We start from the raw sequence: 220 nt of genomic DNA, 5'->3' as shown, positions 1-220 counted from the left end.
CGGTCGATTACGAGTATTTAGCCTTGGAGGATGGTCCCCCCATATTCAGACAGGATGTCACGTGTCCCGCCCTACTTGTCGTACGCTTAGTACCACCGGTCCGATTTCACATACGGGGCTATCACCCACTATGGCTCCACTTTCCAGAGGATTTTGTTATCGGTCCGACTATCACGTACAGGCTCTTCCCATTTCGCTCGCCGCTACTTTGGGAATCTCG

At 52.7% G+C, this 220-nt stretch carries 1 rRNA gene; it reads right to left on the bottom strand.

Annotated elements, in window-relative coordinates:
• Positions 1-220 (bottom strand): 23S ribosomal RNA (locus ACZ92H_RS29850); the annotation flags it as partial.

The organism is Janthinobacterium foliorum (assembly GCF_978021625.1).
The sequence above is the reverse complement of the archived record's forward strand: the minus strand, read 5'-3'. Positions and strand labels throughout refer to the sequence as shown.